This window comes from Nocardia terrae, assembly GCF_009760405.1.
Classification (GTDB): domain Bacteria; phylum Actinomycetota; class Actinomycetes; order Mycobacteriales; family Mycobacteriaceae; genus Nocardia; species Nocardia terrae.
In genome coordinates, this window is the sequence record NZ_WRPP01000002.1 from 422,624 (window position 1) to 439,060 (window position 16,437).

16 protein-coding genes are annotated in these 16,437 nt (G+C 67.3%); 9 read left to right on the forward strand and 7 right to left on the reverse strand.

Annotated features, from left to right (window positions below; all coding sequences use genetic code 11):
* The first annotated feature begins 124 nt into the window (after nucleotides 1-124).
* Nucleotides 125-787, forward strand: a complete 663-nt coding sequence (gene rpe / locus GPX89_RS11775) for a ribulose-phosphate 3-epimerase (RefSeq protein ID WP_157388151.1) — start codon at nucleotides 125-127, stop codon at nucleotides 785-787.
* 12 nt (nucleotides 788-799) lie between these two features.
* Here rpe and GPX89_RS11780 read toward each other — a convergent pair whose 3' ends face one another.
* On the reverse strand, nucleotides 800-1,246 hold the full coding sequence (locus GPX89_RS11780) for a hypothetical protein (protein ID WP_328601739.1): 447 nt from the start codon (nucleotides 1,244-1,246) through the stop codon (nucleotides 800-802).
* Between the two features lie 528 nt (nucleotides 1,247-1,774).
* Here GPX89_RS11780 and GPX89_RS11785 point away from each other — a divergent pair.
* The 4 genes from GPX89_RS11785 (at nucleotide 1,775) to GPX89_RS11800 (ending at nucleotide 4,822) form a co-directional block, all read left to right on the forward strand.
* A complete protein-coding gene (locus GPX89_RS11785; RefSeq protein ID WP_157387521.1) occupies nucleotides 1,775-2,401 on the forward strand; it encodes a riboflavin synthase in 627 nt (208 codons plus the stop codon).
* Between the two features lie 89 nt (nucleotides 2,402-2,490).
* The gene (locus GPX89_RS11790; protein WP_328601740.1) at nucleotides 2,491-3,735 is read left to right on the forward strand and encodes a bifunctional 3,4-dihydroxy-2-butanone-4-phosphate synthase/GTP cyclohydrolase II; all 1,245 of its coding nucleotides are present in this window, start codon (nucleotides 2,491-2,493) and stop codon (nucleotides 3,733-3,735) included.
* Nucleotides 3,736-3,770: 35 nt separating this feature from the next.
* Nucleotides 3,771-4,250 (forward strand): 6,7-dimethyl-8-ribityllumazine synthase, encoded by a 480-nt coding sequence (ribH, locus tag GPX89_RS11795; RefSeq protein ID WP_157387522.1) that lies wholly within the window; start codon nucleotides 3,771-3,773, stop codon nucleotides 4,248-4,250.
* Between the two features lie 38 nt (nucleotides 4,251-4,288).
* Entirely contained in the window at nucleotides 4,289-4,822 is a 534-nt protein-coding gene (locus GPX89_RS11800) for a PH domain-containing protein (protein WP_157387523.1), read from the forward strand.
* 16 nt (nucleotides 4,823-4,838) lie between these two features.
* Here GPX89_RS11800 and GPX89_RS11805 read toward each other — a convergent pair whose 3' ends face one another.
* The 3 genes from GPX89_RS11805 to GPX89_RS11815 are packed head-to-tail and all read right to left on the reverse strand — an operon-like array spanning nucleotide 4,839 to nucleotide 7,644.
* A complete protein-coding gene (locus GPX89_RS11805) occupies nucleotides 4,839-5,228 on the reverse strand; it encodes a hypothetical protein (protein WP_198347367.1) in 390 nt (129 codons plus the stop codon).
* A complete protein-coding gene (locus tag GPX89_RS11810; RefSeq protein WP_328601741.1) occupies nucleotides 5,228-5,650 on the reverse strand; it encodes a MarR family winged helix-turn-helix transcriptional regulator in 423 nt (140 codons plus the stop codon). The genes GPX89_RS11805 and GPX89_RS11810 overlap by 1 nt, the downstream gene beginning before the upstream one ends.
* A 38-nt stretch (nucleotides 5,651-5,688) precedes the next feature.
* Nucleotides 5,689-7,644: a gamma-glutamyltransferase family protein gene (locus GPX89_RS11815; RefSeq protein WP_157387524.1), complete on the reverse strand. Its 1,956-nt coding sequence runs from the start codon at nucleotides 7,642-7,644 to the stop codon at nucleotides 5,689-5,691.
* 265 nt (nucleotides 7,645-7,909) lie between these two features.
* Between GPX89_RS11815 and GPX89_RS11820 the strand changes: the two genes are divergently transcribed.
* Together GPX89_RS11820 and GPX89_RS11825 are read left to right on the forward strand one after the other, a co-directional pair.
* On the forward strand, nucleotides 7,910-9,379 hold the full coding sequence (locus GPX89_RS11820; protein ID WP_157387525.1) for an amino acid permease: 1,470 nt from the start codon (nucleotides 7,910-7,912) through the stop codon (nucleotides 9,377-9,379).
* A gap of 241 nt (nucleotides 9,380-9,620) precedes the next feature.
* Nucleotides 9,621-10,118: a hypothetical protein gene (locus GPX89_RS11825; protein ID WP_157387526.1), complete on the forward strand. Its 498-nt coding sequence runs from the start codon at nucleotides 9,621-9,623 to the stop codon at nucleotides 10,116-10,118.
* A 154-nt stretch (nucleotides 10,119-10,272) separates the two neighbouring features.
* On the opposite strand, the gene GPX89_RS11830 is transcribed toward GPX89_RS11825, so the two are convergent.
* Entirely contained in the window at nucleotides 10,273-11,943 is a 1,671-nt protein-coding gene (locus tag GPX89_RS11830) for an FAD-binding dehydrogenase (protein WP_157387527.1), read from the reverse strand.
* 146 nt (nucleotides 11,944-12,089) lie between these two features.
* Between GPX89_RS11830 and GPX89_RS11835 the strand changes: the two genes are divergently transcribed.
* Complete coding sequence (locus GPX89_RS11835) at nucleotides 12,090-13,301, forward strand: winged helix-turn-helix domain-containing protein (RefSeq protein WP_157387528.1); 1,212 nt, start codon at nucleotides 12,090-12,092, stop codon at nucleotides 13,299-13,301.
* Nucleotides 13,302-13,340: 39 nt separating this feature from the next.
* Here the strand turns inward: GPX89_RS11835 and GPX89_RS11840 are convergent, their stop codons facing one another.
* Nucleotides 13,341-13,691: a hypothetical protein gene (locus GPX89_RS11840; protein ID WP_157387529.1), complete on the reverse strand. Its 351-nt coding sequence runs from the start codon at nucleotides 13,689-13,691 to the stop codon at nucleotides 13,341-13,343.
* Between the two features lie 118 nt (nucleotides 13,692-13,809).
* Nucleotides 13,810-13,977 carry a hypothetical protein gene (locus tag GPX89_RS11845; protein ID WP_157387530.1) on the reverse strand — a complete coding sequence of 56 codons (168 nt, stop codon included), beginning with the start codon at nucleotides 13,975-13,977 and terminating at the stop codon, nucleotides 13,810-13,812.
* Nucleotides 13,978-14,087: 110 nt separating this feature from the next.
* Here GPX89_RS11845 and uvrC point away from each other — a divergent pair, with 110 nt between their 5' ends.
* A complete protein-coding gene (gene uvrC / locus GPX89_RS43790; protein ID WP_328601742.1) occupies nucleotides 14,088-16,211 on the forward strand; it encodes an excinuclease ABC subunit UvrC in 2,124 nt (707 codons plus the stop codon).
* Nucleotides 16,212-16,437: the final 226 nt, after the last annotated feature.

A 16,437-nucleotide genomic window follows, 5' to 3' on the forward strand; every position in this document is an offset into this window, starting at 1 on the left:
TGTCAAGGCTACCCATTCCGACGCGCGGCAATCAGCCATTCACCGGACGTCGGCGTCATTGGTGGGTGCCGATACACTTCGCCCTGTGTGCACCTCTGCCTCCCCTTTCCAGCGGCCCGCGCCGATGATCGCGCCGTCCATCCTCTCCGCCGATTTCGCTCACCTCGCGGATGAGCTGAAGGCCATCGAGGGCGCGGACTGGGTGCACGTCGATGTCATGGACAACCACTTCGTGCCCAACCTGACGCTGGGTTTGCCGGTGGTGCAGAGCCTTTTGAAGGTGACCGACATTCCGATGGACTGCCACCTCATGATCGCGAACCCGGAGCGCTGGGCCCCGGGCTACGCCGAGGCGGGCGCCTACAACGTCACCTTCCACGCCGAGGCCACCGACAATCCGATCGCGGTGGCGCGCGATATTCGCGCCGCGGGCGCGAAGGCGGGCCTTTCGGTGAAGCCGAACACCCCGATCGAGCCCTACCTCGAGATCCTGCGCGAGTTCGACACCCTGCTGGTGATGAGCGTCGAACCCGGTTTCGGCGGACAGTCTTTCATCGCGAGCGTGCTGGACAAGGCCAAGCAGGTGCGCCGCCTGGTCGACGTCGGTGAGCTGCGCCTGGTGGTGGAGATCGACGGCGGCATCAATATGGACACCATCGAGCAGGCCGCCGAGGCGGGTGTGGACTGCTTCGTCGCGGGATCCGCGGTGTACGGCACCCCGGACCCGGCGGCGACGGTGGAAGCCTTGCGCCAGAAGGCGATCGCGATCGAGGCGGCCAGCGCGTAACGGACCGGTCGGTCAGCGCCGGAGCAGCGCCTCGATCACCGATTCCAGCGGCGGCACGGTGTCCATGGAATCGGGGGAGTGGATCCAGGTGCGGTATCCCGTCCGCTCGTCGTCGGCGGACGGGAGCACGACCTGCGCTCCCGAGCACGCGACGGTGGCGTAGAGCCGGAACAACGCGGCCGCCACGGATTTGCTGAGCGTCTCGGGCCGGGCCGGACCGGTGATGAAGGTCCAGCGCCGCGCGCGGGGATGATGCACGACCGGCCCGGCCAGATCGGCCTGCGTGAGTCGCTGCTGCACGCGTTCGCCGAGCTCGGCGGGCATGGTGATGGCGCCGTAACGGCTGCCTATCTCCAGCAGGATGTGGCGTGAGGTCGGATCGATCGATGCCGGCAGGTGAAATTCGCGCCGATACTGCACACAGCGAACTTCGAGTGTCGTATCGAGAAACGTGGTCACGCCGCACCCCCAACTGTGCCGAATGTGTTGTCTGCCACCTGGATCCGACCCGCGCGGGGTCAACCCTTCCTTGGTTCGTGTGGTTGCGATGATCGTCTCCGGCCTGGATCGGCCGATGGACGCCGGGACCGTTCTACGCTGAACTGCTCGGGAGAAGTTGAACTGTGGGAATCAGCTACATAACAATCTTGCGACCATTTTCGCTGGCGCGCAAGATTCTGGTGTAAGCGAGTCGTGAATTGGGTACTACCCAGCGTTGTCCCAGGTCAGACCATTCAGGCAACTGGCAAATTCCGATTTTTCAATTGGTGATTCCACCCAATTCGGACACTTTGCGGATCGCAAGTTGGCTTATGCCCGATTTCGTCTGTCGACAGGTATCCAACTCTCCAGTGAACAAGGCCGCATGTTGACCTTGACGCGACCTCGATAGGCTGAGGGGCAGTACCGGTCGCGCCGGGAATACCGCCTGTGGTGCGGGCTGTTGGCGCAAGCGGAGGACGCACAGGCGAACAGAGAGGTTCAGGCATGTTCACAGGCATCGTCGAGGAGCTGGGCGAGATCATCGCCACCGAACAGCTGGACGACTCGGCGCGACTCACCATTCGCGGCCCGCTGGTGACCTCCGATGCCGGACACGGGGATTCGATCGCCGTCAACGGCGTCTGCCTGACCGTCGTGGATCAGCAGGTCGAAGGCGACACCTTCACCGTCGACGTCATGGCCGAGACCCTCAACCGCTCCAGCATCGGCGGCCTGTCCACCGGCTCCCGCGTCAATCTCGAGCGCGCGGCCGCGGTCAACAGCCGCCTGGGCGGCCACATCGTGCAGGGCCACGTCGACGGCACCGGCACCATCGTCTCCCGCACCCCCTACGAGAACTGGGAGGTCGTGCGAATCTCGCTGCCCGACAGCATCGCTCGCTACGTCGTCGAGAAGGGTTCCATCACCGTCGACGGCATCTCGCTGACCGTCTCGGGCATCGGCATCGCCGGGGACGCCTACGCCGACGGCAGCAAGGACTGGTTCGAGGTCTCCCTCATCCCCACCACGCGTGAGCTCACCACCCTGGGCACCGCCCCGGTCGGCACCGTCGTGAATCTCGAAGTCGACATCATCGCCAAGTATGTGGAGCGTCTCGTACAGCGCGGCTGATCTTCGCGAGGCCGGGAGTCGGCGCAAAACGGGCACGACGGCTGGCCTACTGTAATGAGGCACCTAATTCGAGATGGAGCACAACAGACGTGACCAGGTTCGACACCATCGAGCGCGCAGTCGCCGACATCGCCGCCGGTAAGGCGGTCGTCGTCGTCGACGACGAGGGCCGGGAGAACGAGGGCGACCTCATCTTCGCGGCGGAGAAGGCGACCCCCGAGCTCGTGGCCTTCATGATCCGCTACACCTCCGGTTACATCTGTGTGCCGCTCACCGGGGAGGACTGCGACCGGCTGGGCCTGCCCCCGATGTACGCGGTCAACCAGGACAAGCACGGCACCGCCTACACCGTGGCCGTGGACGCCCGCGAGGGCATCACCACCGGCATCTCGGCCGCCGACCGCGCCACCACCATGCGCGTGCTCGCGAACCCGCAGTCCAAGTCCGATGACCTGACCCGCCCGGGCCACGTGGTTCCCTTGCGCGCCAAGGACGGTGGCGTGCTGCGCCGCCCCGGCCACACCGAGGCCGCGGTGGATCTGGCCCGCATGGCCGGGCTCAGCCCCGCCGGTGTCATCTGCGAGATCGTCTCCCAGAAGAACGAAGGCGATATGGCGCGCACCGACGAGCTGCGCGTGTTCGCCGACGAGCACGATCTGGCGCTGATCTCGATCGCGGACATGATCGCCTGGCGGCGCCGCAACGAGAAGCACGTCAAGCAGGTGGCGGAAGCCAAGCTGCCCACCGAGTTCGGTGATTTCCGGGCCATCGGCTACGAGAGCGAATACGACGACGCCGAGCATGTCGCCCTGGTCATGGGCGACATCGGCGACGGCAAGGACGTGCTCGTGCGCGTGCACTCCGAATGCCTGACCGGTGACGCGTTCGGCTCGCTGCGCTGCGACTGCGGCCCGCAGCTGGACGCCGCGCTGGCCATGATCGCCGAGCAGGGCCGCGGCGTGCTGCTCTACATGCGCGGCCACGAGGGCCGCGGCATCGGGCTGCTGCACAAGCTGCAGGCCTACCAGCTGCAGGACGGCGGCGCCGACACCGTCGACGCCAACCTGGAACTGGGCCTGCCCGCCGACGGCCGCGACTACGGTATCGGCGCGCAGATCCTGGTCGACCTGGGCATCACCTCGATGCGGCTGCTGACCAACAACCCCGACAAGCGCGCGGGCATCGAGGGGTACGGCCTGTCCATCAGCGAGCGCGTCGCCATGCCGGTGCGCGCCAACAAGCACAATCTGCGTTATCTGCGCACCAAGCGGGACCGGATGGGCCACGACCTCGTCGGCCTGGAAGACTTGGACCTCGGCGAAACCGCCAACTGAGTGCGCGACCTGACTACCGAGAGGGCGGATCAACGATGAGCGGTACCGGCGTACCGACTTTCGAGCTCGCCGATGCCAAGGACCTCAAAGTGGGGATCGTGGCGTCACGCTGGCACACCACCATCTGCGACGCGCTGGTCGCGAACGCGGAGAAGACCGCGCGCGAGGCCGGCGTCTCCGACATCACCGTGGTCCGGGTGGCCGGGGCCATGGAGCTGCCGGTGGTGGCCCAGGCGCTGGCTCGCACCCACGACGCGGTCGTCGCGCTGGGCGTCGTGATCCGCGGCGGCACACCGCATTTCGAGTACGTGTGCGACTCGGTGACCGCCGGGCTGACCCGGGTGTCCCTCGACGAGGGCACCCCGGTCACCAATGGCGTGCTCACCGTGAACACCGAGGAGCAGGCGCTCGACCGCGCGGGCCTGCCCGGCTCGGCGGAGAACAAGGGCGAGCAGGCGGCCGCGGCCGCCCTCGACGCCGCGCTCACCCTGCGCGAACTCACCCAGTCCGTCTAGTGGTGCCGCCCGCCGCGCAACCGAACCCCGAGGATCCCATGGCCGAGTCGAAGCCCGACACCGACGTGGCGGCGAACCCGTACACCGACGCGGGACGTGAACGGGCGCAAGCCGATTCCGTCGCCGGCGAATGGGACCTCGAGGTGCGCCCCCACCACGCCATCGTCACCGTACGGATCGTGGCGGCGGTGCTCGCCGCCATCTTCGTCTTCGGCGGCATTGTGCTGCGCCAGGGCTCGACCGGCGTGAACTTCCGGGTCTCCGATCAGATCGGCCTGGCCGCCTTCGGTCTCGTCCTCGCCGGTGCGGTGCTGACCCTCACCCGGCCCCGGGTCCGGGTCGGCAAGCGCGGGGTCATGGTGCGGAACATCGTGGGCGACAACGAGTTCGCGTGGAAGGACATCCGGGGCATCTCCTTCCCCGACAAGAAGTCCTGGGCCAGGCTCGAACTCGCCCATGACGAATACGTCCCGATGATGGCGATCCGCTCCAACGACAAGATGCGTGCGGCCGAGGCCATGGATCGCTTCCGGGAGCTGGGCGCGAAATACACTGGCGAGAGCCAGGGCTGAGCATCCGGCCCGGGGTTCAGGCTTCGGGAAGCGGTTCCCGGTCGGGTTCGACCCAACCCGTGCGCGCGGCCTCGCTCGCCAGCGTCGACGGCTGGTAGAACCGCATGAGCAGGCGTTTGTCGAACAGGCCGGGATTGCCGTCGGCGAAGACGTCGAAATCATCGACCGGTGCGTTCGCCAGATGATGAGCGATCAGCACGACCCACGCCCGGCTGACGGTCGTGTGGTATTTCTGCGGCACCCCGGCATAGCGGGCCGTACTCCGCAGGCCGTCGCTGACCATCGAGATGGTCTCGGGTAACCCGAAACGGCGCAGCGCCAGCCAGGTGACGTGCAGGTGTTCGCGATGACCGAAGCGGTCCGCGGTCGCCATGACCTCGGTCATCAGATCGTCGAAGGCGGTCATCACCCGGCCAGCGCTTTCAGGACCTGCCGTGCCTCGTCGACCGTTCGCGCCGGAAGGCCCTCCAGGAGACGGTTTTCCAGATCGGTCATCGCCCGCAGGACCTCGGTCGCGGCCGTGCTCCCCGCCGGGGTGAGCTCGATCAGCACGGCGCGTCGGTCGCCCTGCCGGATCCCCCGGGTGATGAGGCCCTTGCGTTCGAGCCGATCGAGCACCCCGGTGAGCGTCGTCGGCCGGATGCCGATCCCCGCGCCCAGTTGCGACACCGTGCGCCCGCGACCGTCGGCGAGGTTGGCCAGGGCATTGGCCTCCGACTCGGTCACGTCCAGATCGACCACCGCCGCGGACAGCTCCTGCAGGGTGGCGTGGGTCGCTCGTTGCAGCGTGAGCAGCAACGGCTCATTTACTACGGATTCGTACTTCACGAATCCAGATTATCCGAATCCGTAGTAAATGCAATGTGCTAGCGCGGGCTGCCGAGCACCGCCCCCTCGCGGCGCGGATCCGCGCCGCCGATCCAGCCGGAGCCGTCGCGGACCAGTGCCGACAGGCCGCTGGATTGCGGTGCGACCGAGACCTGATCGCCGTCCTGGCGGAGCCCCTGGACCAGCGGGTCGTGATCGCCCTTGTCGGCGGCGTTCACGGCGGGATGCTCACCGCCGAGATAGGTGGTGGGGGTGTTGGCCGCGCCGAAATCGATCATGGACACCGCCTGCTGCGGGTCCATGCCCCAATCCAGCACGCCGACCAGGGTTTTCACCACGAACTGGATGATGACCGCGCCGCCGGGGGAGCCGGTGACCATGGACAGCCGGCCGCGGGTGCCGTCGGGGTTGTGGTCGAAGACCAGGGTGGGGGCCATGGAGCTGCGGGGGCGCTTGCCGGGATCGATGCGGTTGGCGATGGGGACGCCGTCCTTGTCGAGCGGCTCGGCGGAGAAGTCGGTGAGCTGGTTGTTGAGGATGAAGCCGTCGACGAAATGGAAGGAGCCGAAGGCGGATTCGACCGTGGTGGTCATCGATGCCGCGTTGCCGTACTTGTCGACGATGGAGATGTGGCTGGTGCCGTGCTCGGGTTGCTGCGGGCCGGCGCCGACGGGAACCGGGCCGAAATCGCCGGGTTTGGCGGTGCCCAGGCTCTTGTGCGGGTCGATCAGGGCCGCGCGCTGCTTCAGGTAGTTCGGATCCAGCAGGGTCTGGGGTGAATTGCCCGGCAGCGGAATGAAATCCGAGTCGGCGATGTACTTGTCGCGGTCGGCGTAGGCCAGCCGTTCGGCCTCGGCGATGAGGTGCACGGCGTCGGCGGTGGGCTTGCCGCCGTCGCGGGCGGTATCGCTGTCGCCGGACAGGTCGGTCGGCTTCATCGAGGCCAGGTCGAAATTGGACAGGATCCCCAGCGCCGACTCGACCGTGATGCCGCCCGAGGACGGGTTGGGCATGCCGCAGATCTCGTGGGTGCGATAGGTCGAGCACACCGCGGTGCGCTTCTTGGCCTGGTAGGACCGCAGATCCGCGAGCGACATCAGGCCCGGGGTGCGCCCGGCGGAGGTGGTGGCCTGGGTGTCGATGATGTCGGCGGCGATCGCGCCGGTGTAGAAGGCGTTCGGGCCGTCGGTGGCGATGGCCGAGAGGGTTTTGACGAAGGCCGGATTGGTCAGCGTCGTGCCCGACTTCTTCGGACTGCCGTCCGGGTTGAGGAAGTACGCCCTGGCCGCGTCGTCGCGGGCCAGATCGGCCTTGGACTCACCGATCTGCTCCGACATCCGCGGGGAGATCTCGAAGCCCTGATCCGCCAGATTGATGGCCGGGGTGAACAGGTCCTTCCACGGCTGCTTGCCGTGTTCGGTGTGGGCCAGCTCCAGCATCCGCAGCACCCCGGGTACGCCGATGGAGCGGCCGCTGGCGCGCGCGTTCGGTTGCGGCACAGTGTGATCCGCGGCGCTGACGTAGCGCAGATAGTCCTCGGTGGCCGCCGCGGGGGCGGTCTCGCGGCCGTCGTAGGCGTCCACTGTCCTGGCATTCGCGTCGTAGTACATCAGGAACGCGCCGCCGCCGATGCCGGTGGCCTGCGGCTCCACCAGATTCAGCACCGTCTGCGCGACGATGAGCGCGTCCGCGGCGGTGCCGCCGTCGCGCAGTACCTTGCAAGCCGCTTCCGTCGCAACGGGATTGGCGGTGGAGACGGCGAAATCGCCGGTGCGCACCGGCTTCATGCCGGTGCGATACCCCGTCGCGATCTCGGGGTTCAGGGCCAGATTGGTGCTGGTGGGTCCGGCGGGAATACCGGAGGTGACCGGAGTTCCGTTGGCGGACACCGTGCATGACGCGGTGTGGTCCGTCGACGACGAACAGGCGGTCATCAGTCCGGCCAGGAGCAGTAGAGCGGCCGCGCCGCCCGTCGTTCGTCGCATGCGCCTCATGTGCGGACTCTATCGCCGCCGCGGCGCTCGGGCAGGGCTTTGACGGGGCCGAAAGGGGCGGGTTGTCCGGATGGTCCGTCGTCGCAGGTCATGGTGCGAATCCCAGCGGTTCCGCGGCTATCGCCGATAAATCACACCAATTGGTCGGTTGACCGGCTGCATTCGCGGAAAATTCCCCAGTTCGGAGCGCCAATGCGGCTCTCAGCAAACGGCAAGGTACCCTCAGGCTGCCTCACTTCACGATTGCGGAGGGTTAACCCGGCGAATGACCGAGATCCGGACTACTGCCACCAGCCTCAACGCCGAGGACAGCGGCTATCACAAAGCGCTGAAACCTCGGCAGTTGCAGATGATCGCCATTGGTGGTGCCATCGGCACCGGCCTGTTCCTGGGAGCGGGTGGGCGGCTGCACAATGCCGGACCATCGCTGTTCCTGGTGTATCTGGTCTGTGGCGTCTTCGTCTTCTTCATCCTGCGCGCGCTCGGGGAGTTGGTGCTGCACCGCCCGTCCTCGGGCTCGTTCGTCTCCTACGCGCGCGAATTCTTCGGTGAGAAGGCCGCATTCGTGGCCGGGTGGATGTACTTCCTGAACTGGTCCATGACCGGCATCGTCGACACCACCGCGGTCGCCACCTATCTGCACTACTGGGGACCCTTCCAGCCGGTGGCGCAATGGATTCTGGCGCTGGGCGCGCTGGTGATCGTGCTCGGCATCAACCTCGCCTCGGTGAAATGGTTCGGCGAGATGGAATTCTGGGCCGCCATGATCAAGGTGCTGGCCCTGGTCACCTTCCTGGTCGTCGGCACCATCTTCCTGGCCGGGCGCTTCGAGGTCGACGGCGCGAGCACCGGCTTGCGCATGGTCTCCGACGCGGGCGGCTGGTTCCCGACCGGCGTGCTGCCGCTGGTCACCGTCACCTCCGGTGTCGTGTTCGCCTATGCCGCAGTGGAAATGGTCGGCATCGCCGCGGGCGAGACCGAGAATCCGGCCAAGATCATGCCGCGCGCCATCAATTCGGTGATCGTGCGTATCGCGGTGTTCTACTGCGGCTCGGTGATTCTGCTGGCGCTGCTGCTGCCCTACGCCGATTACAAGGCCGGGGAAAGCCCGTTCGTCACCTTCTTCGGCAAACTCGGTGTCGCGCACATGGGCTCGATCATGAACTTCGTGGTGTTGACCGCCGCGCTGTCGAGTTTGAATGCCGGGCTCTATTCGACGGGCCGCATTCTGCGGTCGATGTCCATGAACGGCAGCGCGCCGAAATTCACCTCGCGAATGTCGAAAGCCGGTGTGCCCTACGGCGGCATCCTGCTCACCGCGGTGATCGCGCTGTTCGGTATCTGGCTGAATTACATCGTGCCGTCCAAGGCGTTCGAAATCGTGCTGAACGTCGCCTCGCTGGGCATTCTGGCGTCCTGGGCGACCATCGTGCTGTGCCAGTTGAAGCTGTATTACTGGTGGAAGCAGGGCCGGGCCGAGCGGCCGCATTTCCGGATGATCGGCGCGCCCTACACCGGCATCGCGACGCTGGCGTTCCTTTTCCTGGTGCTGGTCCTCATGGCATTCGACCGGCCGGTCGGTACTTGGACGGTGGCGAGCCTCATCATCATCGTGCCCGCCCTGGCCATCGGCTGGAAGTTCGCGAGCCCGCGGGTGCTGGCCATCGCCAAGATGCGCGAGGGCTACACCGGGGAATTCCCGGTGATTCCGCCGATCCCCATGGACGACAAGTAGTTTCCCGCTTCCGGGGGTACACTGGGAAACCGTCTCCGGACCTGGGCTTTTCAACGGCCGCACGTGAAATCACGTGCGGCCGTTATGTGTTCGAGATCACTGTTTGCCGTACTCACTATCGGCTGTGGCCATGGTCATAACTTCGCCATCGAGATTGTCCGGAATCCGAACGGTTGGTTAGCGTCAGGTTCAGCGCGTTCGCAGGGGGCGCGCGACCAGGGGTTACTCGATGAGGAGTGCTGTGAGTTCGCAATCGGCAGTTGCCGACGAGGTGGATATGACACCCGTAGCCGCGGAAAACGGTGTTCCGGCCACATTTTTCGAGCGGATGCTGGACGGATTGCGGGGGCTGCGCCGAAATGACGCCGAGATCGATGTGCCCGCCAAGGTCCGGGAAACGCAATTCGCCGCGCTGGGCGGGGCGGGACTGGCGGTGCTGCACAGCCTGCTGTCCCTCACCGGCGGCGTGACCTGTGTGGTCGGCAGTATCGGCCACTTCTTCGCCGCCTGGGTGACCGGCGTCGTCGCGCTGCTGTTCGGGCTGCGCTCGCGCTGGATCTGGGTGGCCGCGCTGGGCTTGGCCAGCCTGCAGATGTTCCTGGGTGTGTTCACCCTCGTCTCGGCCGAAATGCCCACGGGCATGGGGCCGTTCACCGTGCTCTTCGGTGTCATGGTCTCCGGCGTCGTGCTCGCGTTGCTGCTCCGCAAGGACTGCTACCGCTGGTTTGCTGCCGCTTGAGACGCATCGCCGCTCACCACCCGTACGGTCGTGCGGATGGTAAGCGGCAACTGATTTCGCGCCCGTATGGGTAACTCACCGGGTACGTCCTGAATCGGTTCGGCACCCAACCGCCGGCACGGATGCATGGCGGTCAACGGCACTCAGCCGCCCGCTAAAGTCCCGGGGAGGCGGCCCTGCCCAGGGCGCGTCCGGCATTGCGGCCGGAGAAGATACAGCCGCCCAGGAAGGTGCCTTCGAGGGCGTTGTAGCCGTGCACGCCACCACCGCCGAAACCGGCTACCTCACCCGCGGCGTACAGGCCGGGGAACGGCGTGCCGTCCGGGCGCATGACCTGGGAGTCCAGGTTGGTCTGCAAGCCGCCCAGGGTCTTTCGGGTGAGGATGTTCAGCCGCACGCCGATGAGCGGGCCGTGCGCGGGGTCGAGGATCTTGTGCGGGCTCGCCACCCGGACCTTGTCGCCCAGGAAGCGGCGGCCGTTGTTGATCGCCATGAGCTGGGCGTCCTTGCTGAACTTGTTCGTGACGTCGCGGTCGCGGGCCACGATCTGGCGCTCGATGTCGGCCAGATCCAGGTGCGGGCCGCGCGAGATCTTGTTCATGCCCGCGATCAGCTCGGCGAGGGTGTCGGCGACCACGAAGTCCACGCCGTGCTGTTTGAACGCCTCCACCGGCCCCGGCGCGCCCTTGGCCACGCGGCTCTTGAGCGCGAGTTTCAGGTCCTTGCCGGTGATGTCGGGGTTCTGCTCCGAGCCCGAGAGCGCGAATTCCTTCTCGATGATGGTCTGGTCGAGGATGAACCACGAGTAGTCGTAGCCGGTCGCCAGGATCTGCTTCATGGTGGCGTTGGTGTCGAAGCCCGGGAAAGCCGGTGCGGTCATGCGCTTTCCATTGGCGTCGAACCACAGCGAGGACGGGCCGGGAATGATGCGGATGGCGTGATCGGGCCAGATCGGATCCCAGTTGTGGATGCCCTCGGTGTAGTGCCACATGCGATCCCGGTTCACGATGCGCCCGCCCGCGGCCTCGGTGATGGCGAGCATGCGGCCGTCCACGTGGGCGGGCACGCCGGAGATCATGTGCTCGGGGCACGGTCCCAGCCGATCGGTCGGCCAGTTGCGGCGGATGAGTTCGTGATTGTGGCCGATCCCGCCGGAGGAGACGATCACCGCCTCGGCGCGAAGTTCGAACTCGCCCACGATGGTTCGTGAGGAGGCGACGCCCCGCGCTTCGTTCGAGGGTTCGAGCACGCTGCCGCGCACACCGGTCACCGCGTCGTTCTCGACGACCAGTTCGTCCACGCGGTGCCGGAACGCGAAGCGGACCTGCCCGCGCTTCTCGGCCTCGAGGACCGGTTCCAGGAACACCCGCACGACCTCGGGGCCCGTGCCCCAGGTGAGGTGGAAGCGCGGCACCGAATTCCCGTGCCCGTCGGCGCTCACCCCGCCGCGCTCGGCCCAGCCGACCACCGGGGTGACCCGCAGCCCGAGATCGTAGAGGTACTGGCGCTTCTCGGTGGCCGCGAATTCGACGTAGGCGCGCGCCCACTGCCGTGCCCAGTGGTCCTCGTCCTCACGGTCGAAGCCGGCCGACCCGAACCAGTCCTGCATGGCGAGCTCGAGGCTGTCCTTGACGCCGAGCCGCCGCTGCTCGGGGCTGTCGACGAAGAACAGTCCGCCCAGCGACCAGAACGCCTGCGCGCCGAGGTTGGCGCGGTTCTCCTGATCCAGGACGAGCACGCGGCGACCCGCCTTGACCAGCTCGTGGGTGGCGACGAGACCGGCCAGACCGGCGCCGACGACGATGACATCCGGGTTCTCGATCATGCCCATGTCCTTGCGCTAGAAGTTCGATACACAAATGTATCGAACGAGGTCGAAGCTGTACAGGTCGTCGGTACAGCGCTGTACCGAACCTGGTTGTCGGTGGGTCGTGGCATGGTTCGAGTGTGCCGACTTCCTCGCCCGGATCAATGACACTCGCGGCGGCGCGCCGCACCGCGCTCGCGGCCCAGGGGTTCGGGGCGGCGCGACCGGGCGGAACGGCCACGCGGCGCGCGGTCATGAAGGTGCTCGACAGCACGCGGCTGCTGCAACTGGACTCGGTGTCGGCGGTGGTGCGGGCGCACTACGCGCCGGTGTTCAGCCGGATCGGGGCCTACGACCAGAGCTTCTTGGACGAGGCGGCGTGGGCGCATACGGCTCGCCGGCCGCGGCGGCTGGTGGAGTACTGGGCGCACGAGGCCGCACTCATCCCCGTCGAGGACTGGTCGCTCATGCGGTGGCGGATGATCGACTACCGCCTGGGCCGGTGGCGAGGATTTCGGGAGGTCTTCGAACGCAATCCGATGCTGGCCGAGGACATTCTGGGCGTGGTCAAGGAGTTCGGGCCGAGCACCGCGGGGGAGATCGAGCGGCATCTGGAGCTGGATCGGCCGCGTACCAAGGACCATTGGGGCTGGAACCACAGCGACACCAAGATCGTGTGCGAGGCGCTGTTCTCGGCGGGGGAGCTCACGGTGCCCAAACGTGTTGGCTTCCAGCGCTATTACGACCTCACCGGAAACGTCATCCCGGCCGAGGTGCTGGCGCACGAGCCAAGCGAGGCCGACGCGATCCGGGAGCTGATCCGCCGCGCGGCCGCGGCCCACGGCATCGGCACCGAAACCGATCTGCGTGACTACTACCGGCTCAAGCGACAGCAGACCGAGCCCGCCATCGCGGATCTGCTCGCGTCGGGGGAGCTGGAGCAGGTGAGCGTCGAGGGCTGGGACAAGCCCGCGTATCTGCACGCCGAGGCGAGGACCCCGCGCCGGGTGACGGGTGCGGCGCTGCTGTGCCCGTTCGATCCGCTCATCTTCTTCCGCGATCGCACCGAGCGGCTCTTCGACTTCCACTACCGCATCGAGATCTACACGCCCGAACACAAACGCGTGCACGGGTATTACGTCTTCCCGTTCCTGCTCGACGGGGAACTGGTGGCGCGGGTCGACCTGCGGGCGGAACGCTCGACCGGGCGACTACTGGTCCCGGGAGCCTTCCTGGAGCCGGGCCGGGATGCCACCCGGGTCGCGGGCGCGCTGGCGGACGCCTTGCGGGAGATGGCCGACTGGCTCGAACTCGACACCGTGCAGGTCGGCGAAAAAGGCGATCTCGCACCGGAATTGCGGCGCGAGATCGCCTAGGTTTCGGCGTCGCCGGAACTGGGATTCAGGGCCGCCGGGTCAGAACGGCCCGTCGGTCCAGGCGTTGAGCACGATGCCGTTCTTGCCGTCGCCCTTGCACTCGATGGTCATGGGGATCAACGGCCGCGGCGAATCACCCACGATGTAGGTGGGGGACTGGTAGCCGCTGCCGACCTGACGGGTGCCCAGGCACTCCACCACGGCGGCGTACCAGGTGTCCGCGGGGCAGGTGAAGGTGGCGGTGTCGAGCGTCCGGTCGATGCGGCAGACCTGGTCGGCGTGGGCGGCCGGGGCCGCCGACAGCGAGATCAGACCGGCCGCGCCGATACCGAGTGCGGAACCGAGCGCGAGCGACCGGCGACGCGGGTGGAGATGGTGATGATCGGTCATCGAACAAACTCCCTCGTATACGGACAGATCAAAACGGTTCGGTCCATACTGACCGCGAGAACCGCTGGGCGGCCGAATCTTGCGCAGATCGGTTTCCGGCGTGGCGCGCCCACGCCACTCAGATCGCGACCGCCGGCTCCGGCGCGGGCAGCCCGGCGTAGACCGACACCGATCGGTTCTTGGATTCGGCCGACCCGGGCACGGACACCGCGACCAGCGCGGCGGCGGCCAGGCACACGGCCCCGGCGATGGCGAGCGAGCGGCGGCGCAGGCGCAGACGGATCATGGCGTCTTCCTCTCTGAACTGATCTTGCCGATACTTCGTCGCCGCGGCCCCCGCGGATGGCCGCCCGGTCGCGCGGCGGGTGTGTCGGAGGGCATGACTAACCTGGACGCGTGGCAGATCCCGCGACCTACCGGCCCGCCCCGGGCACCATTCCCGTCGAACCCGGCGTCTACAAGTTCCGGGACAAATTCGGGCAGGTCATCTATGTCGGTAAGGCGAAAAGCCTGCGGAGCCGCCTGAACTCGTACTTCGCGGACGTGGCCGGGCTGCACCCGCGCACCCGGCAGATGGTGACCACGGCGGCCGGCGTCGAGTGGACCGTGGTGTCCACCGAGGTGGAAGCGCTGCAGCTGGAATACAACTGGATCAAGGAATTCGATCCGCGCTTCAATGTCCGCTACCGCGACGACAAGTCGTATCCGGTGCTGGCGGTCAGCCTCGACGAGGAATACCCGCGGGTGTTCGTCTACCGGGGCGCCCGCAAGAAGGGCGTGCGCTACTTCGGCCCCTATGCCCACGCCTGGGCCATCCGCGAGACCCTGGATCTGCTGCTGCGCGTGTTCCCGGTGCGCACCTGCTCGGCGGGAGTCTTCAAGCGGCACAGCCAGATCGGGCGTCCCTGCCTGCTCGGCTACATCGACAAGTGCTCCGCGCCCTGCATCGGGCGGGTGAGCGCGGCCGAGCACCGCCGGATCGTGGAGGACTTCTGCGACTTCCTCGCGGGCAAGACCGATCGCCTGGTCAAACAGCTCGAACGCCGCATGCACGAGGCCGCCGACGAGCTCGACTTCGAACAGGCCGCCCGCCTGCGCGACGATGTGCAGGCACTCAAGCGCGCGCTCGAGAAGCAGGCGGTGGTGCTCGGCACGGGTACCGACGCCGATGTCATCAACTTCGCGGTGGACGAACTCGAGGTCGCCGTGCAGGTTTTCCACGTGCGCGATGGGCGGGTACGCGGTCAACGCGGCTGGGTCGTCGACAAATCCGGCGACGCTCTGGACCTGGAAGAGCCCGAGGCGACGATCGGGAATTCGGACGCGGGTTCGGAGAGTCCGGTCGCGGCGGCCACCGCGAGCGTCGAAGGCTCGGAGGCCGCGCGCGCCCCCGAGGATGTCGAGCAGGAGCCGGTGCGGGTCGGCGGTGAACTGGCCGCGCTGGTGGAACAGTTCCTCACCCAGTTCTACGGCGAGCAGACCGCCGTCGCGGCGCAGAGCGGCGACGAGCAGCCCGGCGCGGTGGTCCCGCGCGAGGTGCTGGTTCCGGCGCTGCCCAATGACCATGAGCAGGTGCAGAATTGGCTCTCGGCGCTGCGCGGGTCGGCGGTGCAGTTGCGGGTGCCGCAGCGCGGGGACAAGAAGGCCCTCGCCGAGACCGTGCAGCGCAATGCGCAGGAGGCCCTCGCGCAGCACAAGCTCAAGCGGGCCGGTGACCTGACCGCGCGGTCGGCCGCGCTGCAGGAGTTGCAGGACGCCCTGGATCTGGACAGCGCCCCGCTGCGGATCGAATGTGTGGACATCTCGCACGTACAGGGCACCGATGTGGTGGCCTCGCTGGTCGTCTTCGAGGACGGCCTGGCCCGCAAGTCCGAGTACCGGCACTACTCGATCAAGGAAGCCGCCGGTGACGGCCGCTCCGACGATGTCGGCTCCATCGCCGAGGTGACCCGCCGCCGCTTCGGCAAGCTCCGTCGCGAGCTCGACGCCGCAGAGGCAGCCGAGCTCGAATCAGGTTCGGCGGCAGGCGAATCCGATCTGCCGCCGGGCATCGACCCCAAGACCGGCAAGCCGCGCCGCTTCTCCTACCCGCCCAACCTCTACGTGGTCGACGGCGGTCAGCCCCAGGTCAACGCGGCCGCCGAGGTGCTCGACGAGCTGGGCATCACCGATGTCGCGGTGATCGGCCTGGCCAAGCGCCTGGAGGAGGTCTGGGTGCCGAACGAGCCGGATCCTGTGATCATGCCGCGCACCAGCGAGGCGCTGTATCTGCTGCAGCGCGTGCGCGACGAGGCCCACCGCTTCGCCATCACCTTCCACCGCTCCAAGCGTTCGCGGCGGATGACCGAATCGGTGCTGGATTCGGTGCCGGGGCTGGGCGCGGCCCGTAAGACCGCGCTGGTCCAGCACTTCGGGTCGGTGGCCAAGCTCAAGCAGGCTACGGTGGAGCAGATCATCGAGGTCCCGGGCATCGGCGCGGCCACCGCGAAGGCGGTGCTGGCCGCTCTGCAGGCCCAGTGAGGTCGCGCGGCGCGACACGTCTCATACCTCGTCGGGTGTGGCGTGATGTACCGCGCGCCGTGGCGCGTCGATCGGGACGCACCGGGTAGAGTGCGACACGCCGATAGGTAAAACTGCGACACGCCGTGTGTGCAGGTCGGGAGCAGAAATCACAGCTGTGTTGCGCTCCCGTCGTGTGCCTGCCGCGTTCGCGGGCATCGGTGCAGGATGATCGAGGGAACTCCAG